Origin of the sequence: Streptomyces noursei, assembly GCF_001646665.1 — a bacterium.
Lineage (GTDB): Bacteria > Actinomycetota > Actinomycetes > Streptomycetales > Streptomycetaceae > Streptomyces > Streptomyces lavendulocolor.
In genome coordinates this window covers 1-209 of record NZ_LWBU01000409.1, presented here as the reverse complement: position 1 = coordinate 209, position 209 = coordinate 1, and the positions used below count along the sequence as shown (strand labels likewise).

Below are 209 nucleotides of genomic sequence, written 5' to 3'. Positions count from 1 at the left end.
GCCCCCCGGGCGGCGGTGCCCGCCCCCCCCCTCCAGGACCGCCCCCGCGTACCCGGCGGGGTCGGGGTCCAGGCCCGGGCCCCCGCCGACCACCCCGGCGCCCATCTTCCCCGCGTCCCGCAGCATCGCGAGCCCGCCCGCGCCCGCCACGCCGGTCAGCAGCCGCGGCACGGCGACCGCGGTCAGGTCTGCCAGCCCGCGCAGCGAGC

At 84.2% G+C, this 209-nt stretch carries 1 pseudogene; it reads right to left on the bottom strand.

The annotated features are described in order from the left end of the window. Window positions 1-209: pseudogene (locus A4V12_RS34020) on the bottom strand (hydrolase); the annotation flags it as partial.